Below are 14,893 nucleotides of genomic sequence, written 5' to 3' on the forward strand. Positions count from 1 at the left end.
CACTAACTCTAGAATTGCAGAATGATTTTGTTGTACACTATAAATATCCGTTACAAATGGGAGGAATCAACATGAGAAACATTAAGTGGGTATTCGTTTTATATGCATTCATCGCAACTGCAGCTATTATGTCAATTGGCATATTTATCGGAGAAGGAAGCGCTCTCGGGGTCATTTTAGCTATCGTAGCTTTAATTGTTGTAATGGGTCTTGGCTTTACGACTAAGAAAAAAATGCGAGAAAAAGGGCAGCTGTAATTTTTTTGCGATGATTGAAAGCGTCATGGCCATTTGCAACATCAAAATGGTTCATGACGTTTTTTCATCACTAAATTCTTTGACTACACGTAAGTCTTCACTTCTATTTTATTTAGTCCACTTTCCTTCAAGGTACGTACGAAAGATTTCGTCATGTAATGTTGGTTTGCTTACAAATACACTGCTTTTTTCAAGAATCTCTAACGGCTTCCCTTCTAAATCCGTCATGACTCCTCCAACTTCTTCAATCAACACTTTACCGGCAGCAAAGTCCCATGGAGCCAAACGTAAAGTAATGTATCCATCCAAGCGTCCAGCCGCTACGTAAGCAAGCTCAATAGCTGCGGATCCATATGAACGGGTCCCTCTTACTTTACGCACAAGCGGACTTAATACGGAAGGATCAATACGGCGGTTCTCCGTCACCCACGTTGCATTTAAGCTAATAATAGCTTCTTCAACTGGTACAGGTTCAAGTTTCGGCAATTGGATGTCATTCATAAACGCGCCCTGTCCTTTTAAAGCATGATACAGCTCATTATGAATAACATCATAAATATAACCTGCTTGTCCTACACCATTTTCGAATATACCGATGGAAATAGCAAAATTTCGCTGCTGATGAACAAAGTTCATCGTACCGTCGATCGGATCGATAATCCAAATCGTTCCTTCTTCTGATTCAAGCTCTTCCCCATATCCTTCTTCTCCGAGAATATGATGTTCCGGAAAGGTTTCATTGATTTTTGAGATAAAAAACTGTTCAATTTCTTTATCCATATTTGTTACTAAATCATTTGGATTCGATTTCGTTTGAATGAGAAGTTCTTTACTAAACGACTGTTGAATTTTTTGTCCAGCTTCTTTTAGCCACTCTTTAACGTATGTATCAATTTCTTTCCAGCGTTGTGTCATCTCAATTCCCCCTCAAAAATACGTCTCTTATTTAAGCTTAAAAAAACCTCTGCAAGATGTCAATTAACAGAGCACGTGGGAGAAGAACTGCCGCTTCTTCTCCCACGTGCTCTGTTACCACTTATGAATCTGCTCATTCAGTTTAATCCTTTTTTACAGTTTACCCATATTTGTTCTATTTTATTCCCGTGTCTGCTACTGAAGAGATATCATTTCTTCACGAAGTTTCTCGAGCTTTCGCTTACATTTTTGTTTTTGTTCCTCATTATTCTCCATCATGGCTTCATATAACGTCGCTAACTCGTAATCTAACTCCAACCGAATTACACCTAATCTTTTTTGTCCATCATTCTTCTTATACATATTCACCACTTGTTTCATGTTTCAAACACCCCTCTCAAATTATTGAACCCACTTATATAAAACTAAATTTTCAGATATTTTGATTGATATAGTCTATGTCGAAACCTAATCTCATGCAACTAAATTGTGTGATTACCTATAAAAAAATGATAGACACGTTTTGACAAGCATATGCGAATTAATTGGTGTTTATGCTTTTCATGTGGTAGAATCTTCGCGTAAATCATACTTACTTGCATAGATGCACAGCAGCTATACATATTCACTAAAAAAACGGAGGTTTCACATGGCATTCTCAGGATTTTCACAAGATGACTTTAACGTATTCCGTATCGAGGGGCTTGATGCACGTATGGAAGCCATCAAGACAACGATACGCCCAAAATTCGAACAATTGAGCAATCATTTTGCTCCTACTCTTTCTTCACTTTGTGGAGATGAAATGTTCGTACATATTGCCAAACATGCACGAAGAACAGTTAACCCGCCAGCAGATACGTGGGTAGCCTTTGCTAACAGTAAACGCGGGTATAAAAAGCTCCCTCATTTTCAAATTGGCCTTTGGGAAACACACGTCTTTGTGTGGTTTGCCGTCATTTACGAATCACCTATTAAAGAACAATTTGGAAAGCTGCTAAAACAAAACATGGAGGAGATTCGTCAAAATATCCCAGACTCGTTTGTTTGGTCGAAAGATCATACAAAACCTGATAGTAAAAAAATGGGCGACTTATCTTCTGAAGACTTAGAGAGTTTGTTTGAACGTCTAGAGACGGTTAAAAAAGCTGAGATCCTATGCGGCATTACAATTCCAAAAGAAGAAGCGATTGCAATGAGCGGCGAAGAATGGATGGCTCGTATTGAACAAACATTTCATACGGTAACTCCATTATATGAACTAACTAAAAAAGCATATGCATAATTTTAACGAATTGATATAAAAAAATGAGGGTGACACATAACGAAAGGAAGCTCATCGAAAGACCAATAAATGGGATACATAAGCTGAAACGCTTGTGACACCGCAGTTGATTTCCCTGCAAGGCTTCGCTTTCCGCCGGCGGCCGGTGAGCCTCCTCGTCGCTTGCGCTCCTGCGGGGTCTCGCCTGTTCCGCTTTCCCCGCAGGAGTCTTCGCCTTGCCTTCCAATCAACTGCTAGAAGAAACGAAACAGATAAACTCTATGTTCACCGTAACAAAAAAAACGAATCATTAATCAAACAATTTGATTAATGATTCGTTTTTTACTTCGGCTAAACTACTTTTGTCCCAGTCTCATTTTTTACATTTTTATGATATCTCCAGAAGAAGCAGCCTTTGCTTTTTGAATCGTTCGATAAGAAGAGTATTTGCTTTGGTCTTCAAAATCGTTACAGATTGTTTTTTCTTCTGCTTTACTTGGCACAATTTCTTTAAATCGGCGATAGACTGCCATTAGGTGATCACGCTCAATACCTTTTTCATAAGCTCGTTCAATGCTTTCAAAAAACTTCACTACATCAATAATTTCTTCTGTACTCCAATCAAGGGAGATAGGGTATTGATATTCCACTTCTCATCACTCCATTTATTTCTTCATTCTATGTATATCTATATTCTTAACTCTATCACAATCTATAATGTACACAAAATTTATTCTCTTTTCACCCAAAAGAATTTCTCCTTTTTTTTCTTTTTATTTTCTCTTTAAAATATCTTTGCAAATAGGTTAATAAGTGCTATAATTCTTTTGTTTTATGGGGATTTTCAAAACATAAAGAACTATAAAATAATAAGTAATAAGCAGTTTACAATTACTTGTATTTTTTTAACTAAAAATTGTATTTATATTATCAAACAGTAGTAAACATACGCGTTTCATTCATTTATATAATGGTTAAAATCAAGAAAACTGCGGAGTAGAATTTCTGTTGAATTTCTTTTGTAGAAAAAAGATCTGATATTTTAATATGTATAATTCAACAGCCATTAGTTTTTGGTATATAAAATTGAATGCTGTAATTTGATAAAAAAACAATCAAAGTCCCTCTAAGCTTTGCTTAGAGGGACTGACAATTTATGATAAAAGAGGTGTATAGCAAAGTTGTCTTCTCAATTTTCAACTCCATTATTTACTGGATTAGTTAATCACGCTAAGAAAAACCCAACACAATTCCATATCCCTGGACATAAAAAAGGAAATGGAATGGATCCTGAATTCCGCTCATTTATTGGCGATGATGCTTTATCCATTGATTTAATTAATATCGGTCCCCTTGATGATCTTCACCAGCCAAAAGGCATTATCAAACAAGCGCAGGATTTAGCTGCAGAAGCATTTGGTGCTGATCATACTTTTTTCTCTGTTCAAGGAACGAGCGGAGCAATTATGGCAATGGTTATGGCGACATGTGGACCTGGAGATAAAATTATCGTTCCTAGAAACGTGCATAAATCTGTTATGAGTGCGATTGTTTTTTCAGGAGCTACGCCTATTTTTATTCATCCTGAAATTGACGAAAATCTTGGCATTTCTCACGGTATTACATCGGACTCTGTAGAAAAAGCCTTAAAGCAGCACCCTGAAGCAAAAGCAGTGCTTGTTATCAATCCAACTTACTTTGGAATTTCCGGAGACCTTCGTAAAATCGTAGAAATTGCCCACTCGTATCAAGTGCCTGTACTTGTTGATGAAGCTCACGGCGTTCATATTCACTTCCATGATGATTTGCCTCTGTCTGCTATGCAGGCCGGTGCAGATATGGCAGCAACAAGCGTGCATAAATTAGGCGGTTCTATGACGCAAAGTTCCATTTTAAACATACGCGAAGGCTTAATTTCTCCAAAACGCGTACAGTCTATTTTAAGCATGCTGACAACAACATCAACCTCTTATCTGCTGCTGGCTTCTTTAGATGTTGCACGAAAACGTCTAGCTACAGAAGGAAAAGAGCTGGCTGAACGTGCAATTTCTCTTGCTGAAAAAGCACGAAAAGAAATTAATACAATTGAGCATATCCGATGTATAGGCAGAGAAATTTTAGGCACAAAAGCTACGTATGATTTAGACCCTACTAAATTAATTATTTCTGTTTCAGATTTAGGAATTACGGGCTATGACGTAGAAAAATGGATGCGTGAAGCTCATAATATCGAAGTGGAAATGTCTGACCTTTATAATATTCTATGTATTATCACGCCCGGAGATACAGAAGAAGATCTTTCACGTCTTGTCACAGCTCTGCGTGAGTTATCCGCAAAATTCCATAACCTTTCTGAGACAACGGCAAAACCGGCTATTTTATTACCTGATATTCCTGTATTGGCTTTAACACCTCGTGATGCTTTTTACGCTGAAACCGAAGTGGTACCTTTTCATGAGTCAGCAGGTCGTATTATTGCAGAATTTGTAATGGTCTATCCTCCTGGTATTCCTATTTTTATTCCTGGGGAAATCATCACTGAGGAAAATTTAACCTACATTGAAACAAACTTAGAGGCAGGTTTACCAGTGCAGGGTCCGGAAGATTTTGAATTAAAGACATTTCGTGTCATTAAAGAACATAAAGCAATTCAATAAAAAAAGGTGCGAAATTCCGCACCTTTTTTTTATTGAATTAATCTAAATCTTCATCTGCTTTTTGACATTCTCCGCTTTTACATGTTGAGTATAATCGCGTCACTTTCTCATCTTCGAAATGATCAATTGTGCAGTTACATGTTTGACATACGATTGTTCCCATTTTGTAAACTCCCCTTTAACCGTCTTTTTTTGTAAGCGTTTTACAACTCTTGATATTATATTATTATGTCACATTAAATATGTCAACAACTAATTAGTATGTCACATTAAAAATATTTTTCTCATAAATGTTATATTTGTTTTCAAAAAACTGACCCCTTAGCATCATCTCTATTTATATGAAAAAACTATGTCTAATTTCATATCTATTTCGGCACTTTAAAATAATTACGAAAAATAAGAATTTGAGATCTTGCCTTTTTTTCTTACTAATAGGGTAGACATTTCATACAAACTTTACTAGAATGTATAACCATGTGGTTTCATGTATAGCTAAAAAGGTTATATGAGAAACTATGTTATGTAAAATAGAATAGGAAAGGAGTGATAATCGATGAAAAAACTGACTCCTGTTTTTATCATTTCGGTTATTATTGCTGCAGTATTTATCGTATGGGGTGTTATTCCGGAATCTGTGCTAGGAAGCGCAGCGCTTACACCTGTCACATCGGCAATACATAGTTTTATCATCGAGAAATTTGGCTGGTATTATTTATTAGCAGCTACATTATTCTTAGTTTTTACGCTGTACTTAATTTTTTCAAAGTACGGAAACATTAAACTAGGTAAACCTGACGAAAAGCCTCAGTATGGTTATGTCTCGTGGTTTGCTATGTTATTTAGTGCTGGTATGGGGATTGGACTTGTATTCTGGGGTGTTTCAGAACCAATCAATCATTTTCATACTCCACCTTCTGGTGAAGGCGGTACAGCAGAATCAGCTCGTGCAGCTCTACGTTATTCGTTTTTCCACTGGGGTTTACATCCTTGGGCTATTTATTCCGTTCTTGCACTGGCCCTTGCATATTTTCAATTTAGAAAAGGTTACCCGTTCATAATCAGTAATATTTTACGTCCACTATTAGGAAAACGTGTTGATGGACCTCTTGGAACGATCATAAACGTCATCGCCGTATTTGCAACTATTTTTGGAGTGGCAACATCTCTAGGACTGGGCGCTATTCAAATTACTGGTGGAGCCTCTTACTTGTCGCCAAGTATTGATAATAATTTCACGACTCAATTAATTGTTATTATTATCGTGACGTTCTTGTTCATGCTGTCAGCACAGACAGGTCTGAACAAAGGTATTAAGTATTTGAGTAACATTAATATTGTTTTAGCTATTCTGTTAATGCTATTCTTGTTATTTGCAGGTCCAACCAACTTTATTATGGACTTATTCGTTACAACAATTGGCAGCTACATTCAAAACTTGCCGTCGATGAGTTTTCGATTGAGCCCGTTTGATAACAGCACCTGGGTTCAAGATTGGACAATTTTCTACTGGGCATGGTGGATCGCCTGGGCACCGTTCGTTGGTACGTTTATTGCTCGTATTTCACGAGGTAGAACCATTCGAGAATTTTTAATTGGTGTACTAGCTGTTCCGACCGTATTTGGCGGATTATGGTTTGCCGTATTCGGAGGTTCTGGGGTCTACTTAGACTTTTTCAAGGATCTTCCTGTTATGGATGTTATCAATAATAAAGGAACAGAAGTTGCTTTATTCTACGTACTTGAACAGTTTCCATTTGGTACGTTCATGTCCATTGTTGCTATTTGCTTAATTGCTACATTCTTCATTACATCAGCTGACTCAGCTACATTTGTTTTAGGAATGCAGACAACAAATGGTGATCTAAATCCTTCAGGCTCTATTAAGCTTACGTGGGGCTTAATTCAATCGTTAACAGCAATCATTCTGCTTTGGACAGGTGGCTTGGATGCACTCCAAACGGCTGCGATTATAGCAGCACTTCCATTTTCAATTGTGCTGGTGTTAACGGTCTTCTCATTAATGAAAGCATTTAAAGAAGAAGGCGCATTAAAAAAAGAAAAGAAATCTGTGTAAGATAAAAAAAGCGTTAGCTTATATAAGCTAACGCTTTTTTTATGCACTCTTACGCCGTGCAAAATAAAATTAGTTGATAACACGTCAAGCAGACAGCTGACGTTGTGCCCGTCATCATAAGCGCCAGTCTTTTAGATTTAACGTTCATTTCTGCTATGCCGTAAGCTAAATAAGCAAATACTAAAAACAAAATAATTTTAGATGTCAATTGATCACGTTTTGATAGCAATTCAACCAGTGAATAACCTATCCAAATAACAATGTGTAAGCTCCAAACGAAATATGTCTTCATAGCTCCTTCGCCGCCTTTTCATTCGTTATCCAAAGAAGCAATTTTTTATCTACCTATAAGGAAAGCACGTCCCACTTCATATGTATGCATCTAGAGCTCATTTAAGACTGCCTCAGCGCTTTTTACACGTTTCTTCTAAAGGAGATACTCATCAGCAATAAAAACTGTCTGACAAGCATCTGATACTTGATGAAAACCGTTTTCTTCAAAAAAAAAGCTGATGCATACGCATCAGCTTTTTAAAAACATTATTTTACAATGTGAATTGGGCTTCCAATAGCTACTTCAGCAGCTTCCATTGTGATTTCACCTAATGTTGGGTGAGCGTGAATTGTTAATGCGATATCTTCAGCTGTTACGCCAGCTTCGATAGCAAGACCAAGCTCAGCAATCATGTCAGATGCGCTTGGTCCAGCGATTTGAGCACCAACAACTACTCCGTCTTCTTTACGAGTGATAAGCTTCAAGAAGCCTTCTGCAGCGTTAAGTGCAAGCGCACGTCCGTTAGCAGCGAATGGGAATTTAGAAGCTTTAACAGCTAATCCTTCTTCTTTTGCTTGTGCTTCAGTATAACCTACAGATGCAAGCTCAGGCTCAGAGAATACAACTGCTGGAATTCCTAAGTAGTCAATTTCAGCAGGTTCGCCAGCGATTACTTCAGCTGCGATTTTACCTTCGTAAGAAGCTTTGTGTGCAAGTGGTGGTCCAGTTACGATATCACCAATTGCAAAGATGTTGCTTACAGATGTACGAGTTTGGTTATCGATTTCGATAAGACCACGGTCAGTCATTTTAACGCCAACTTGCTCAAGACCAAGCTCATCAGTGTTAGGACGGCGACCTACAGTAACTAATACGTAGTCAGCATCGATTACTTTTGACTCTCCGCCTACTTCAAACGTAACTTGTACGCCATCAGCAGTTTCTTCAACACCTTTAGCCATTGCTTTTGTATAGATTTCAACGTTTCCTTTTTTCTTAAGGTTACGTTTAACAAGAGAGCTCATTTGTTTTTCAAAACCAGCTAAAATTTCATCAGCAGCTTCTACAAATGTAACTTCTGTACCGAAGTTAGCAAAAGCAGTACCAAGCTCAGTACCGATGTAACCTCCGCCGATTACAACTAATTTTTTAGGAACTTCTTTAAGCGCTAATGCACCTGTAGAGTTGATTACGCGCTCAGAGAATTTGAATCCAGGGATCTCGATTGGACGAGAACCAGTTGCAAGGATTGCATTTTTGAATTTGTACGTTTGTGCTGAATTTTCATCCATTACACGTACAGTTTCGCTGTCAACGAAGTAAGCTTCACCTTTTACGATGTCAACTTTGTTACCTTTAAGAAGGCCTTCAACACCGCCAGTAAGTTTGTTTACAACGCCGTTTTTGAATTCTTGAACTTTAGAGAAATCAACTGTTACGTTCTCAGCGATAATCCCCATGTCTTCAGAATGTTTAGCATGTTCAAAACGGTGACCTGCAGCGATTAATGCTTTTGAAGGAATACAACCAACGTTTAAGCATACGCCTCCAAGATTACCTTTTTCTACGATTGTAACTTTTTGACCTAATTGAGCTGCACGAATTGCTGCAACGTAGCCACCAGGGCCAGCACCAATGACAAGAGTATCAGTTTCGATTGGGAAATCTCCTACTACCATTTATTACGCCTCCATTAATAATAATTCTGGATCATTTAATAAACGCTTGATTTGGTTAAGAGCGTTTTGAGCTGTTGCGCCATCGATAATACGGTGGTCAAAGCTTAGTGATAATGCTAATACTGGAGCAATTACAATTTCACCGTCGCGTACAACTGGTTTTTCAGCGATACGTCCGATACCTAGAATTGCAACTTCTGGGTGGTTGATAACTGGAGTAAACCATTGTCCACCAGCAGAACCGATATTTGTGATTGTACAAGAAGCGCCTTTCATTTCAGCAGGAGCTAATTTACCATCACGTGCTTTTCCAGCAAGGTCGTTAATTTGATCCGAAATTTCGAATACAGATTTACGATCAGCATTTTTCACAACTGGTACTAAAAGACCTTTTTCAGTGTCAGCAGCGATACCGATGTTGTAGTAATGTTTTTGAATTACTTCATCTGTAGAATCATCGATTGAAGTGTTAAGAGCTGGGAACTTCTTAAGTGCTGAAGTTAACGCTTTTACCACGTAAGGTAAGAATGTTAATTTAATACCTTGATCTGCTGCAACTGTTTTGAATTTTTTACGATGAGCAACAAGAGCTGTTACATCGATTTCATCCATTAATGTTACGTGTGGAGCAGTGTGTTTAGAGTTAACCATAGCTTTTGCGATTGCACGACGGATACCGCTCATTTTCTCGCGAGTTTCTGGTAGATCGCCTTCAGGAATAGCTTGTGCTGCTGCTGCTTTTGGTTCAGCTGAAGCAGTTTCCTCTTTAGCTGGAGCTTCAGCAGTTGCTGTAGCTGTAGAGCCACCAGATAAGAAGCTATCGATGTCATCTTTAACAATACGTCCGTTTTTACCTGAACCAGGAACAGCTTTAATGTCTATACCTTTTTCACGAGCATATTTGCGCACTGAAGGCATAGCAATTACTTTACGGTTAGGATCAACATCAGCTTGTGCTGCAGGAGCTGTTGCTTCTTCAGTCACTTCTTCAGTTGAAGCTTCTTCTTTAGCTTCTTCTGCTGGTGCATCATCATGATCGTCACCTTTGAATTTTAAGTCTTCGTATCCAGGAGCATCAAAAGTAACGATAACTTGTCCTACAGTAGCTACTGTACCTTCGTCAACTTTTACTTCTAATACTTTACCTTTTACAGGAGATGGGATTTCAACAACAGCTTTGTCATTTTGTACTTCTGCTAGTACATCATCCTCATCAATTTCATCTCCAGCTTTTACGAACCATTTTACAATTTCACCTTCGTGGATACCTTCACCGATATCCGGCAGTTTAAATTCAAATGCCACGTGTCTTCACCCTCCTAGTTAGTTGCGTTCAATTTGTTAGTGTTTATTTTATCTAAGACAGAAATCAGCACAAAGCTGATTTCTATCACAGTAAAATGCTAATTAAAATTCAAGTACTTTCTTAGCTGTTTCAACGATGTCTTTGTGGTCTGGTAACCATACGCCCTCAGCTTGAGAGAATGGGAACACAGTATCCGGTGCTGTTACACGTAATACTGGTGCTTCTAAGCTTAAGATTGCACGATCGTTAATTTCAGCTACAACGTTAGCTGCGATACCAGCTTGTTTTTGAGCTTCTTGAACTACTACTACGCGACCAGTTTTTTCAACTGATGCAAGAATTGTATCGATATCTAAAGGTTGAACTGTACGTAAGTCCACTACTTCAGCAGAGATACCTTCTTTTTCTAGTTCTTCAGCTGCTTTTAATGATGAGTGTACCATTGCACCGTAAGCGATAAGCGTTACGTCTGTACCTTCACGTTTCACATCAGCTGTACCTAAGTCAATAGTGTATGATTCTTCAGGTACTTCTTGACGGAATGAACGGTAAAGCTTCATGTGCTCTAAGTATACAACCGGATCGTTATCACGGATTGATGAAATTAAAAGACCTTTTGCATCGTATGGAGTTGAAGGAATTACAACTTTTAGACCAGGTTGAGATGCTACGATACCTTCTAAGCTATCAGCGTGAAGTTCTGGTGTATGAACGCCTCCACCAAATGGTGAACGGAATGTGATTGGTGCATTCCAGCGACCGCCAGAACGGTAGCGCATACGTGCAGCTTGACCTGATACAGAATCAAGTACTTCGTATACGAAACCAAAGAATTGAATTTCAGGAACCGGACGGAAACCTTGAGTCGATAGACCCACAGCAAGACCACCGATACCAGATTCAGCTAATGGCGTATCGAATACGCGATCTTCGCCGAATTCTTGTTGAAGACCTTCAGTCGCACGGAATACTCCACCGTTTACGCCAACGTCTTCACCAAAAACTAATACGTTTTCGTCGTTTTTCATTTCTGTGCGTAACGCATCAGTAATCGCTTGAATCATTGTCATTTGCGCCATGGCTTACTTCGACTCCTTCTCTTTGTAGATTTCATATTGCTCTTGTAAGTTTGAAGGCATAGTTTCGTACATGATTTCCATTAAATCTGTAACTTTTTGTTTTGGATAATCGTCAGCCTTCTTAATAGCTTGTTTGATATCTTCTTTAGCTTGCTCGATTACTTTGTTTTCTTCTTCTTCATTCCAGATGCCTTTAGCTTCTAAGAATTTACGGAAGCGAACAAGTGGATCTTTCTTTTCCCACTCAGTGTCAAGCTCAGCTGTACGATAACGAGTTGGATCGTCACCAGCCATTGTATGTGGACCATAACGGTAAGTTAATGTTTCAATTAAAGTTGGACCTTCACCGTTTACTGCACGCTCACGAGCTTCGCTTACTGCAACGTATACTGCTAGTGCATCCATACCGTCTACTTGAACGCCTGGGATACCAACAGCCGCTGCTTTTTGAGCGATTGTACGTGCTGCAGATTGCTTTTCAACTGGTGTTGAAATTGCAAAGCGGTTGTTTTGTACAACAAAGATTGCTGGAGCTTTGAATGCACCTGCGAAGTTCATACCTTCGTAGAAGTCACCTTGTGAAGCTCCGCCGTCACCTGTATAAGTGATCGCTACTGCTTTTTTACCACGCTTTTTAAGACCTAGTGCCACACCAGCAGTTTGCACGATTTGTGCACCGATGATGATTTGTGGAGAAAGTACATCTACACCTTCTGGCGCTTGGTTACCGTGGAAATGACCACGAGAGAATAAGAACGCTTGATATAGTGGAAGACCATGCCAAATTAACTGAGGCACATCACGGTACCCAGGTAAAATGAAGTCTTCTTTTTCTAATGCGAAATGTGAAGCGATTTGAGAAGCTTCTTGCCCAGCAGTTGGTGCATAGAAACCTAAACGACCTTGACGGTTCAATGAAATTGAACGTTGATCAAGAATACGAGTGTATACCATGCGAGTCATTAACTCTTTTAATTTTTCGTCAGATAAATCTGGCAACGCTGATTTATTTACTACTTCGCCCTCTTCATTAAGAATTTGGAACGTTTGGTACTGCTCAGCGATTTTATCAAGTTGCTTTGATACATCAATAATAGCCTTTTTAGTTTTAGCAGCCATCTAAGTCACCTCTTCCTTTCATTTAAGCCGTATAAATTCATTTTACTAATCAAACAAACATACACGCTTTTAGAATGTCCCAAATGGACAAGTAAAAGTCATATTTTGTCGAGTAGCTTTTTGAATTCGCTAATCCTTAACATTTCTATGTATTCCCCAGCGAATTCTGTGCAAACATTTACGTAAAAGGAAAGTTTAAGCGAAACGAGCGTTTCGTTAAACTGTATTAATTATTTTGCAAAAATGATTAATACAACACTTACTACGCTACCTAGTTTACAATACACTAAAACAGTTCGTCAATGCATTTACATCAAGAAATTACGCTTTTTTAGTTTGTGAAATAAAACACATAAAAAAGACATGCTGTACTATTACACAGATACAAACTGTATTATATGTTTTATAATAACCTTCTCTTTTTTTACGTCTGCACATCTCCTATCTTGCCACAAATAAACGATTTTTTAAAACAATAACCTTTTGTAATTTTTACTTGAATCGTGTCGAAACTCTTTCTTTATTTCAGAAAACCTTCCTTTTCAGCCAAAAAAAAAGACCTGTAAACTTCACAGGCCTTCTTATTTATCCTCGCTATTTTTCACCTTTAACTTCGTTTTGTTATAAAAATCTTCTTTGGCTTTGTTATAGTCAGCTGTTAGTGTGTTAAACGTTTCTTTTTTCTTTTCAACTTCTTTATAAGTAGCATTGATCGAAGCGATTTGTGTTTCAAGATTCTCTAATTTCACATTGTCTTTTTCAAAGAGCGTATATAGCTGACGATCTAATTCAATGGAATGAAGATAGGCATCATGTAAGGACTGGTAGGCCTTATAACGCTTCTTCATTAACGAAGATAGTTCAAGCGCCTCTTCTTTTGCTTTGCCGTCCTCTAGCTTTTGGATCTTTGGCTCTGTCGCTTCAAACTGTTTTTGCGAAGCGCTGATGCTTTTTTCTTCTTTTTGTAATTTATTTTCACGCTCATCTAATAACTGCTGCGCTTTTTGTGCTTTATTTTTTATTTTCTTTTTATCTTTAATCCCTAGCTCAATAATTTGGTCGTATATCGCATTTTCTTGCTGTTCTAAATCAGCTAACGGTTTTTGCTGATCAGCAAATTGCTTTTCTTGTGCTACCACTTTTTCTAATCCATTATATACCTCAAGTTCAGGCGATGAGCCCTCTGCACAGCCTGCTAGTGACATAGCAGCAATGCCAATAACTATATATCTTCCGACGCATTTCATATTTGGTAAATCCTCCCTTATTCATGGGTCATTATACAATTTTTGTAGGAAATTAGCAATTTATCTACACCCTTTTTCCACCTTTTAATATATTATACTAACCCAATCGTGAAAAAAAGGGAGTTTATTACTTTTTACCTTGGGATTGATAACTACGGGAGGTTACATTATGTTGGGTTATGGTGGATATGGCTGCGGCGGTTCTAATAAAGGTTTCGTGTTATTAATCGTACTGTTCATTTTATTAGTTATTATCGGCTGCAGCTGTGGCGGCTGGTAATTATACAATAAAAGCGGCTAACTGCCGCTTTTATTTTTTCTTATGCATGTTTTTCCAAATGTTTGATACATATAATTAGTAGAAACATTTATGTGGTCAAGGTCGAGGTAATGACTTTTTTATACGGATTTGGTACACTTTATACCTATAAAATAGCCTAGGGAGATGTGAAAGTTGATTACAATGAACGATATTATCCAAGACGGACACCCAACGCTGCGAGAAGTAGCAAAAGAAGTACCGTTACCTGCTTCTGAAGAAGACAAAAAGATTTTACATAGCTTATTAGAATATGTGAAAAACAGCCAAGACCCTGAAATTGCTGCTAAATATGGACTGCGATCTGGTATCGGACTTGCCGCTCCTCAAATTAATGTATCAAAACGAATGATTGGGGTACACGTTACGGATGAAAAAGGTAAGCTATACAGCTATGCATTATTTAACCCTAAGATCATTAGCCACTCCGTTGAAAAGACATACCTTACAGGCGGTGAAGGCTGCTTGTCTGTCGATCAAGATATCCCAGGATTTGTTCCCCGATATGCACGCATCACAGTAAAAGGCACAACGCTTGAAGGCGAAGAAGTGAAAATTCGTTTGAAAGGCCTTCCTGCTGTCGTATTTCAGCACGAGATTGATCATTTAGACGGAATTATGTTTTATGATTACATTAATAAAGAACATCCATTTCAAGAACCTGAAAATGCTTTTCCATATGAACGCTAAAAAACGCGAG

17 protein-coding genes are annotated in these 14,893 nt (G+C 38.1%); 6 read left to right on the plus strand and 11 right to left on the minus strand.

Annotated elements, in window-relative coordinates; all coding sequences use genetic code 11:
• Positions 1-71 precede the first annotated feature (71 nt).
• Positions 72-257: a YlaF family protein gene (locus ACXAE4_RS21050; RefSeq protein WP_028414104.1), complete on the plus strand. Its 186-nt coding sequence runs from the start codon at positions 72-74 to the stop codon at positions 255-257.
• A gap of 108 nt (positions 258-365) precedes the next feature.
• On the opposite strand, the gene ACXAE4_RS21055 is transcribed toward ACXAE4_RS21050, so the two are convergent.
• Positions 366-1,172, minus strand: coding sequence for an inositol monophosphatase family protein (locus ACXAE4_RS21055; RefSeq protein WP_154989282.1), 807 nt, complete (start codon positions 1,170-1,172; stop codon positions 366-368).
• Between the two features lie 195 nt (positions 1,173-1,367).
• Entirely contained in the window at positions 1,368-1,553 is a 186-nt protein-coding gene (locus ACXAE4_RS21060) for a hypothetical protein (RefSeq protein ID WP_013056063.1), read from the minus strand.
• Positions 1,554-1,821: 268 nt separating this feature from the next.
• On the opposite strand from ACXAE4_RS21060, the gene ACXAE4_RS21065 reads away from it, so the two are divergent.
• Complete coding sequence (locus tag ACXAE4_RS21065; protein ID WP_063247549.1) at positions 1,822-2,457, plus strand: YktB family protein; 636 nt, start codon at positions 1,822-1,824, stop codon at positions 2,455-2,457.
• A gap of 2 nt (positions 2,458-2,459) precedes the next feature.
• On the opposite strand, the gene ACXAE4_RS21070 is transcribed toward ACXAE4_RS21065, so the two are convergent.
• Positions 2,460-2,687, minus strand: coding sequence for a hypothetical protein (locus ACXAE4_RS21070; protein ID WP_154973272.1), 228 nt, complete (start codon positions 2,685-2,687; stop codon positions 2,460-2,462).
• Between the two features lie 129 nt (positions 2,688-2,816).
• The gene (locus ACXAE4_RS21075) at positions 2,817-3,086 is read right to left on the minus strand and encodes a UPF0223 family protein (protein ID WP_013056061.1); all 270 of its coding nucleotides are present in this window, start codon (positions 3,084-3,086) and stop codon (positions 2,817-2,819) included.
• Positions 3,087-3,617: 531 nt separating this feature from the next.
• On the opposite strand from ACXAE4_RS21075, the gene ACXAE4_RS21080 reads away from it, so the two are divergent.
• A complete protein-coding gene (locus ACXAE4_RS21080; protein ID WP_028414107.1) occupies positions 3,618-5,093 on the plus strand; it encodes an aminotransferase class I/II-fold pyridoxal phosphate-dependent enzyme in 1,476 nt (491 codons plus the stop codon).
• A 37-nt stretch (positions 5,094-5,130) separates the two neighbouring features.
• Here ACXAE4_RS21080 and ACXAE4_RS21085 read toward each other — a convergent pair whose 3' ends face one another.
• Positions 5,131-5,256 (minus strand): GapA-binding peptide SR1P, encoded by a 126-nt coding sequence (locus tag ACXAE4_RS21085; protein ID WP_013056059.1) that lies wholly within the window; start codon positions 5,254-5,256, stop codon positions 5,131-5,133.
• A gap of 393 nt (positions 5,257-5,649) precedes the next feature.
• Here ACXAE4_RS21085 and ACXAE4_RS21090 point away from each other — a divergent pair, with 393 nt between their 5' ends.
• A complete protein-coding gene (locus tag ACXAE4_RS21090; RefSeq protein ID WP_028414108.1) occupies positions 5,650-7,170 on the plus strand; it encodes a glycine betaine uptake BCCT transporter in 1,521 nt (506 codons plus the stop codon).
• A 49-nt stretch (positions 7,171-7,219) separates the two neighbouring features.
• Here the strand turns inward: ACXAE4_RS21090 and ACXAE4_RS21095 are convergent, their stop codons facing one another.
• The 6 genes from ACXAE4_RS21095 to ACXAE4_RS21120 all read right to left on the minus strand — a co-directional run bounded on the left by ACXAE4_RS21095 (position 7,220) and on the right by ACXAE4_RS21120 (position 13,874).
• Positions 7,220-7,462: a hypothetical protein gene (locus ACXAE4_RS21095; protein WP_028414109.1), complete on the minus strand. Its 243-nt coding sequence runs from the start codon at positions 7,460-7,462 to the stop codon at positions 7,220-7,222.
• 248 nt (positions 7,463-7,710) lie between these two features.
• Positions 7,711-9,123, minus strand: coding sequence for a dihydrolipoyl dehydrogenase (lpdA, locus tag ACXAE4_RS21100; RefSeq protein WP_013082295.1), 1,413 nt, complete (start codon positions 9,121-9,123; stop codon positions 7,711-7,713).
• A gap of 3 nt (positions 9,124-9,126) precedes the next feature.
• Entirely contained in the window at positions 9,127-10,428 is a 1,302-nt protein-coding gene (locus ACXAE4_RS21105; protein WP_028414110.1) for a dihydrolipoamide acetyltransferase family protein, read from the minus strand.
• Positions 10,429-10,530: 102 nt separating this feature from the next.
• Positions 10,531-11,508 carry an alpha-ketoacid dehydrogenase subunit beta gene (locus ACXAE4_RS21110; protein ID WP_013056055.1) on the minus strand — a complete coding sequence of 326 codons (978 nt, stop codon included), beginning with the start codon at positions 11,506-11,508 and terminating at the stop codon, positions 10,531-10,533.
• 3 nt (positions 11,509-11,511) lie between these two features.
• Positions 11,512-12,627: a pyruvate dehydrogenase (acetyl-transferring) E1 component subunit alpha gene (pdhA, locus tag ACXAE4_RS21115; protein ID WP_013056054.1), complete on the minus strand. Its 1,116-nt coding sequence runs from the start codon at positions 12,625-12,627 to the stop codon at positions 11,512-11,514.
• A 581-nt stretch (positions 12,628-13,208) separates the two neighbouring features.
• Positions 13,209-13,874: a YkyA family protein gene (locus ACXAE4_RS21120; protein ID WP_028407940.1), complete on the minus strand. Its 666-nt coding sequence runs from the start codon at positions 13,872-13,874 to the stop codon at positions 13,209-13,211.
• Between the two features lie 169 nt (positions 13,875-14,043).
• Between ACXAE4_RS21120 and ACXAE4_RS21125 the strand changes: the two genes are divergently transcribed.
• Positions 14,044-14,154 (plus strand): YjcZ family sporulation protein, encoded by a 111-nt coding sequence (locus ACXAE4_RS21125; RefSeq protein ID WP_016763434.1) that lies wholly within the window; start codon positions 14,044-14,046, stop codon positions 14,152-14,154.
• 174 nt (positions 14,155-14,328) lie between these two features.
• Positions 14,329-14,883 (plus strand): peptide deformylase, encoded by a 555-nt coding sequence (def, locus tag ACXAE4_RS21130; RefSeq protein WP_028414111.1) that lies wholly within the window; start codon positions 14,329-14,331, stop codon positions 14,881-14,883.
• Positions 14,884-14,893: the final 10 nt, after the last annotated feature.

It is taken from the genome of Priestia sp. ABM2_011 (genome assembly GCF_056158845.1).